Source organism: Gemmata sp. (assembly GCF_051859125.1).
Lineage (GTDB): Bacteria > Planctomycetota > Planctomycetia > Gemmatales > Gemmataceae > Gemmata.
In genome coordinates this window covers 1-6,137 of record NZ_JBHYGG010000165.1, presented here as the reverse complement: position 1 = coordinate 6,137, position 6,137 = coordinate 1, and the positions used below count along the sequence as shown (strand labels likewise).

Here is a 6,137-nt window from a genome sequence, read left to right as displayed (position 1 = left end):
AGGCCGGGCCTGTGCGAGTCCCAGACGCCCGGCCTCACAGAGGCCGGCTACAGAACAGCCACGAATCCATCGGACTCGGCGTCACTCCAGCCGCCACCGGGCCACGTTCTGGAACAGCGTCGTCGGGTTCAGCCACTTCGGGTTCACCGGCTCGGTCGCGTCGTCGAGGTACACCTTCAGTCCCGTGTGGACGGCCGTGTGCCGGTCGAGCTGCCACAGCGGCACGAACGGCACGCACTCGTTGAACAACTTCCCCGCCTCGACCGCCCGCCGCGTCAACTCGCCGACGTCCCGGTAGCCGCGCAGCTCGTTCAACATCTGGCCGAGGCGCTGGTCCTGGTCGTCGGGGTTGGTCCCCTGCCCCAGGAAGCTGAACCAGTTCCGGCCCCCGCGGGTCGCGGCCGCCGAGTCGAGCGCCGCCCCCAGGCCGTAGGGGTGCCAGTCGTCGGGGTAGTCGAACGGGACGTAGGCGAGGTCGTAGCGGTGCTCGCCCTCGACCAGCCGGTACAGGTCCGGCGTGGAGACGCCGTTCAGGTTGAGCGTCAGCTTGCGCCCGTCCACGCCGTCCTTGGTCAGCCCCTCGATCTGGGCCTTGATCCGCCGGCACGCCTCCTCGGCCCGCGGGTCGTCCTTCGGGAACGCGAGTTCGATGTCGGTCTTCGGCGCGGTCCCGGAGAGGTACGTCTTCAGTCGCGCGACGGCGAGGTCACGGTTGACGAGCTGCGGCTGGCCGCCGAGCCCCTTCGGGTTGGCCCACGAGGTCGGCGGGTACGGACCGGTCATCGCCTTGTGGAACTCCGGCCGCCCGGCCCGGAACACCTCGCGCAAGATGTCCTCGCGGTCGAGCGCCATCGAGAGCCCCTGCCGCAGCGGCTTGCTCTGGAGGTACGACCGCTGGAGGTTGATCGCGAGAACGTGAACGCGGCGGTTCGTCTGCGCCGTGACCACCTGCACGCGGCCCCCGAGTTGGGATGCCGGCCCCTCGAACTTGGGGATGTCGCCGGTCGGCACGTCCGGGAGGACGTGGAGCTTGTCGGTCCGGAACGCCTCGACCGGGTCGAGCTTACTCGCCTCGACGAGGCGGATCTCGCGCAGGTACGGGAGCCCGGCCCGGTCCCGCCACCGGCCGTAGGCCGGGTTGTCGATGAACACCATCTCCCGCGGGGCCTTCCCGCCCGGGGGCGAGTTCGAGTACAGCTTGAACGGCCCGGTCCCGAACGGCTTCTCGGCGAACGTCCCGTCGTCGGCGTTCTTCCCGTTCTCCGCCATCCACCGGCCGGGGAGCATCTTGAACGTGAGGACCGCCCGCGGGTCCGGGTGGCCCAGCGCCAGCGGCACGCGGACGGCGCTGTTGTCGCGCGGGGCCGGGGCGCCGAGCCACGGCAGCGCGTACCCCGGCCACGTGTCGGCACGGTCGCGGAGCAGTTTGACGGTGGCGACGACGTCGTGGCTGTCGAACCCCGGCCGGCCCGACGGGTCGCGGTCGAACGCCCGCAGCGCGAACTCGCGGCCGCCCGGGATCGCGGTCGGCAGGCCGAGCGCCGCCGCCGGCCGGTAGCGGACCGCGCCGGTGCCGTCGGGGATCTCCTCGAGGAGCCCCTCGAAGACGAGGTCCACCACCTGCTTCTCGCTGTCGAGGCGGGCCGTGGCGGGCGACAGCCTCTCCGGGTACTGCCGGACCCCGACGTGGAGGATCGGGTAGCCCGTGCGCAGCTCCCGCTGCATCTCGCGGATGCCGTCCACGGTCGGGTCGAGGGCGGCGGCGCGGGTCAACTCGTCGCGGGCGGTCGTCAGGTCGCCGACCCCCTTCTTGTCCCGCGCCCGGGTGAACGCCTTGACCGCCATTTCGCGGAGCTGCTTGCGGACCTCGGCGGCCGCCTCGCCCCCGGCCCCGGGGAACCGCGCGTCGAGTTCGTCGAGCACCTCGCGGGCGCGGACGTGGTCGGCGTGCGACGCCGACCTCAGGAGCAGCGTCACCTCCCCGACGCGGGCCACGGCCACCTCGCGGGCGACGGCGGCGTCCTTCGGGTAGGCGTTCATCAGGCGGGTGCCGGCCTCGTCGACGCGGGCCGCGTCCCGGGCCGCGACCGCCGAGCGGAGCTGCTCGAGGCGCACGTCGCGGAGCTTCGCCGCCAGCGGCTCGCGGACCTCGTCCCACGTCTTCCCGCGGCGGATCTGGCGCTCGCGGGCGTAGTCGTGGAACCGGAGGACCGCGGCGAGGAGCTTCTCGGCGGCCGCGAGGTTGTCGGGCGTCGCCACCGGTTTCAGGAGCGGTTCGACGTCGGCGACGGCCATCGCCTCGAAGTGATCGACCCCCCGCACGCCGGCGACCGCGACGCCCCGCGGCTCGCGCGGCCTGCCGGCCGCGTCGAGCGGGGTGACCGCGATGGACTCCACGCCCTTGGGCCACTCGGCCCGGCGGAGCGGGATCGGCTTCACCCGCAGCCCGCCGCTGGCCTCGGTGATGCGGTCGGCCGGGACCGCGTACTTGGCGAACAGCGCCTTGAGTTCGGGCGACCGGGCCTCGTCGGCAGCGCGGACCAGTTCGTCGAGCTTCGCGTCCGGCGGGTTCCCGACCGGCCCCTTCTTCACGGGCGCCGGGTCGTCGTCCACGACGATCTTCTTCTTGACCGTGCCCTTCGGGTCCTCGACCTCCGGGGGCGTCTGCTGGGCGGCCCCGACGACCGCGGCCCCGGCGGCGAACAGGAGCAGGGCCGCGAAGCGGGGCAAGGTGTGCGGGCGGTGCTGTGCGGGCCGCATGAATGAGTTCCCTATGAGAGCCGGAACGGAGCCGGTCCAGAAGGGTTGATAGTAGCATACCGTCGCGCGGAACGCACCGTGCGGGGCGGCGGACCGGGGCGACCCGAACTCGGGTCGCCTCCTTGACCGGGTGCCGGACCGTACGTTGAATACCGCCAGTGCGGTCGGAGTTCTGGTCGCACCCGCCGGGCACCGTGCCGCGGCGCGGCGGCCACCCTCGCCACTTTTGGAGTTCCTCTCATGCGCAAGTTGCTGCTCTCCCTCGCCTGCGTCCTGTTCCTCGCCGGCGTCACGCTCGCGGTCGACGCCGTGTTCGTCAAGTTCGACGCCGAGAAGAAGGTGCTGACCGTCAAGGAAGGCGACAAGGAGGCCACCTACAAGGTCACCGACAAGACGAAGGTCTCGATCGTGGGCAAGGACGGGGCCAAGGAGGCCGAGATCGGCGTGCTGTCGAAGGCGAAGGAGGGCAAGACGAAGCTCGACCTCACCACCGACAAGGACACCGTGACCGAGATCAAGATGAAGATGGGCAAGAAGAACTGACCGCCGCCCGAACTCGCGCGACCCGGCCGCACAACGGCCGGGTCGCGTCGTTTACCTACCGATCCTGGTCAAGTCAGCGGTGTGACGAAAGCTACTGGGCGAACCCTGAGCGCCAGCGAAGGGGGTGCGCCCATCCACTCGCTGGCGCTCAGGGTTCGCCTAAACTGGCAGCCGGGTGTCGCCCGTTCCGCTTGCGAGCCATTGCCCGCGGGGATACGATGAAGGATCACCGACCACGTCCCGGATGAAGCCATGCCGCGGAAGCCCGCCGACAAAGACAAGAAGCCGCAGAAGAAGCAGATCGTCGCGTTCAAGGTCGAGGACGAACTGGCGCAGTTCCTGGACAAGCTCCCAAACAAGAGCGAGTTCATCCGCAAGGCGATCCTGGCCCAGTTCGGGATGACGTGCCCGCTCTGCACCGGCACCGGCGTCGTCGACAAGGGCATCCACGACCACTACGAGCCGCTGATCGAGTCGCACAACACCCGCTCGTGCGACAAGTGCAAGTCGACAGTGACGTTCCCGCTGTCGCTCGAAGCCGCCGCGGTCGGCGACCGCGACCGGTTCCGCCAGTTCCTCCAGGGCGGCCCGCTGTACTGCGCGAAGTGCTACCCGTCGGCCCCGCCGTGCCACGACTGCGGCTGGCACGTCATGATGGAGCGCGTCGCCGAACACTTCAAAATGGTCCACTCGCACTGAAAAGGGTCGTCACGTCGTCAGGTCATCAAGTCGGAGACCGACTGGTCCGTGACTTGATGACCTGACGACGTGAGCGACGTGACGACTCCGAGAATTAGAACTGGTCCAGCCAGAAGTGGTTCCCGCGGTAGTACTTCATCGGGGTCCACAGCTCGTACCGCCAGCCCGGCTCCTTGAACGGCGGGTACGCCTGGTACGCGGGCGGGCGGACGTAGGGCTGCCCCTTCTGCTCCGGCCACTGCGGGCTGTTCTGCGGCCAGTAGCTGTGCGGGTAGTAGTAGTACGGGTAGTAGAACTGCCGCGGGAGCGGCGGTTCGTCGGCGGCCGAGGCGGTGCCCGGCGAGCCGCTCCAGAGGGCCACGGCGAGGGCCGCGAAGCCGAGCCGGGGGAGCCATGTCTTCAGCATGCGTCGGTACTCCTTGACGACTGCCGGCCGGTGGGCCGACTTCCTGTCCCCTGATTCTGCGCCACGACCGCCCGCCGCGCCCCGCCGGCACGTCCGATCGGGGCACAAAACGTAAGATGAACGCCGCCCTGTGTGGCCTGCACGACCCCGACCAGATGCGACGGGGGCACCGCAACCGCTCCGGCCCGCGGGCCGGGAACCGCCGAGAATTTCTCAAGACATGTCCAACGCACACGACGTCTACGACAACCCGCTGATCGGCCGGTACGCCTCGAAGGCCATGAGCCAGCGGTGGGGGCCGGTGCGGAAGTTCCGCACCTGGCGGCAACTGTGGCTGTGGCTCGCCGAGGCCGAGGCCGAACTCGGGATGACCGGCGACGACGGGAAGACGCCCCGCATCCGCCCGGAGCAGATCGCCGAACTCGCCGCGCACCTCGACGACGTCGACCTCGCCCGCGCCGCCGTGTGGGAGAAGAAGAAGCGGCACGACGTGATGGCGCACGTCGAGACGCTCGCTGAGGTGGCCCCGAAGGCCCGCGACATCATCCACCTCGGCGCGACGTCGTGCTACGTCACCGACAACGCCGACCTCATCCTGGTCCGCGAGAGCCTGAACCAGGTGTGCGAGACGCTGGCGGCCGCGATCGACGCACTGGGAACGTTCGCGGAGACGTGGAAGAACGAGCCGACCCTTGGGTTCACGCACTTCCAGCCGGCGCAACTCACGACCGTCGGGAAGCGCGCGACGCTGTGGCTGTACGACCTCGTCCTCGACCTCCGCGAGCTGGAGCGCCGCCGCGACGAACTCCCGTTCCGCGGCGCGAAGGGCACGACCGGCACGCAGGCGAGCTTCCTCGCGCTGTTCCGCGGCGACCACGACAAGGTGAAGCACCTCGACCGGCTCGTCGCGAAGAAGGCCGGCTTCGGCGACGTGGTCCCGGTGAGCGGGCAGACGTACACGCGGAAGCTCGACTCCCAGGTGCTCGACGCGCTGTGCGGCCTGGCGCAGACGCTGCACAAGTGGGGCGGCGACCTGCGGCTGCTCGCGCACCGGCAGGAGGTGGACGAGCCGTTCGAGGCCGATCAGGTCGGGTCGTCGGCGATGGCGTACAAGCGGAACCCGATGCGGGCCGAGCGCATGTGCTCGCTGGCCCGGTACGTGATGGGCCTGCCGGCGATGGCCGCGGACACGGTCGCCACGCAGTGGTTCGAGCGGACCCTCGACGACAGCGCGTGCCGCCGGCTGTACATCCCGCAGGGGTTCCTCGCGGCCGACGCGATCCTGCGGATCGCGCTGAACCTGGCCAACGGGCTGGTCGTGAACCGCGAGGTGATCGCGAAGAACGTCCGCGAGTACCTGCCGTACATGATCACCGAGAACCTGATGATGGCGGCGGTGCAGGCCGGGGGCGACCGCCAGGAGGTCCACGAGGTGGTGCGGCTGCACAGCCACGCGGTGACCGCGAGCGTGAAGGCCGGCACGGGCTCGACGCAGGAGTTGCTCGCGAAGCTGAAGGGCGAGGCGGCGTTCGCGAAGGTGGACTTCGCGGCGGTCACCGGCGAAGGCGCAAAGGAGTTCGTCGGCCGGTCACCCGAGCAGGTCGGCGAGTTCGTGGCCGAACACGTCGAGCCGGTGCGGAAGCGGTACGCGGGCGTGCTGGGGATGAAGGCCGAGTTGCACGTCTAACGTGTTGGCGAGCCGGGAGCGTCAGCGACCGGAGTCTCATCA

The 6,137-nt window shown here is 70.1% G+C and carries 5 protein-coding genes; 3 read left to right on the top strand and 2 right to left on the bottom strand.

Annotated elements, in window-relative coordinates; genetic code table 11:
* Positions 1-81: 81 nt before the first annotated feature.
* Positions 82-2,760: an ABC transporter substrate-binding protein gene (locus tag ACTIGN_RS15400; protein WP_439625339.1), complete on the bottom strand. Its 2,679-nt coding sequence runs from the start codon at positions 2,758-2,760 to the stop codon at positions 82-84.
* Positions 2,761-3,000: 240 nt separating this feature from the next.
* On the opposite strand from ACTIGN_RS15400, the gene ACTIGN_RS15395 reads away from it, so the two are divergent.
* Together ACTIGN_RS15395 and ACTIGN_RS15390 are read left to right on the top strand one after the other, a co-directional pair.
* The gene (locus tag ACTIGN_RS15395; protein WP_439625337.1) at positions 3,001-3,303 is read left to right on the top strand and encodes a hypothetical protein; all 303 of its coding nucleotides are present in this window, start codon (positions 3,001-3,003) and stop codon (positions 3,301-3,303) included.
* Between the two features lie 252 nt (positions 3,304-3,555).
* Complete coding sequence (locus tag ACTIGN_RS15390; RefSeq protein WP_439625335.1) at positions 3,556-4,002, top strand: hypothetical protein; 447 nt, start codon at positions 3,556-3,558, stop codon at positions 4,000-4,002.
* 94 nt (positions 4,003-4,096) lie between these two features.
* On the opposite strand, the gene ACTIGN_RS15385 is transcribed toward ACTIGN_RS15390, so the two are convergent.
* Positions 4,097-4,408: a hypothetical protein gene (locus tag ACTIGN_RS15385; RefSeq protein ID WP_439625334.1), complete on the bottom strand. Its 312-nt coding sequence runs from the start codon at positions 4,406-4,408 to the stop codon at positions 4,097-4,099.
* A gap of 220 nt (positions 4,409-4,628) precedes the next feature.
* On the opposite strand from ACTIGN_RS15385, the gene purB reads away from it, so the two are divergent.
* Positions 4,629-6,095: an adenylosuccinate lyase gene (gene purB / locus ACTIGN_RS15380; RefSeq protein WP_439625332.1), complete on the top strand. Its 1,467-nt coding sequence runs from the start codon at positions 4,629-4,631 to the stop codon at positions 6,093-6,095.
* Positions 6,096-6,137 lie beyond the last annotated feature (42 nt).

Excerpts from the sequence above, each read along its gene's own strand:
- ACTIGN_RS15400 (WP_439625339.1), bottom strand. The coding sequence starts at position 2,760 with ATGCGGCCCGCACAGCACCGCCCGCACACCTTGCCCCGCTTCGCGGCC.
- ACTIGN_RS15395 (WP_439625337.1), top strand. The coding sequence starts at position 3,001 with ATGCGCAAGTTGCTGCTCTCCCTCGCCTGCGTCCTGTTCCTCGCCGGC.
- ACTIGN_RS15390 (WP_439625335.1), top strand. The coding sequence starts at position 3,556 with ATGCCGCGGAAGCCCGCCGACAAAGACAAGAAGCCGCAGAAGAAGCAG.
- ACTIGN_RS15385 (WP_439625334.1), bottom strand. The coding sequence starts at position 4,408 with ATGCTGAAGACATGGCTCCCCCGGCTCGGCTTCGCGGCCCTCGCCGTG.
- purB (WP_439625332.1), top strand. The coding sequence starts at position 4,629 with ATGTCCAACGCACACGACGTCTACGACAACCCGCTGATCGGCCGGTAC.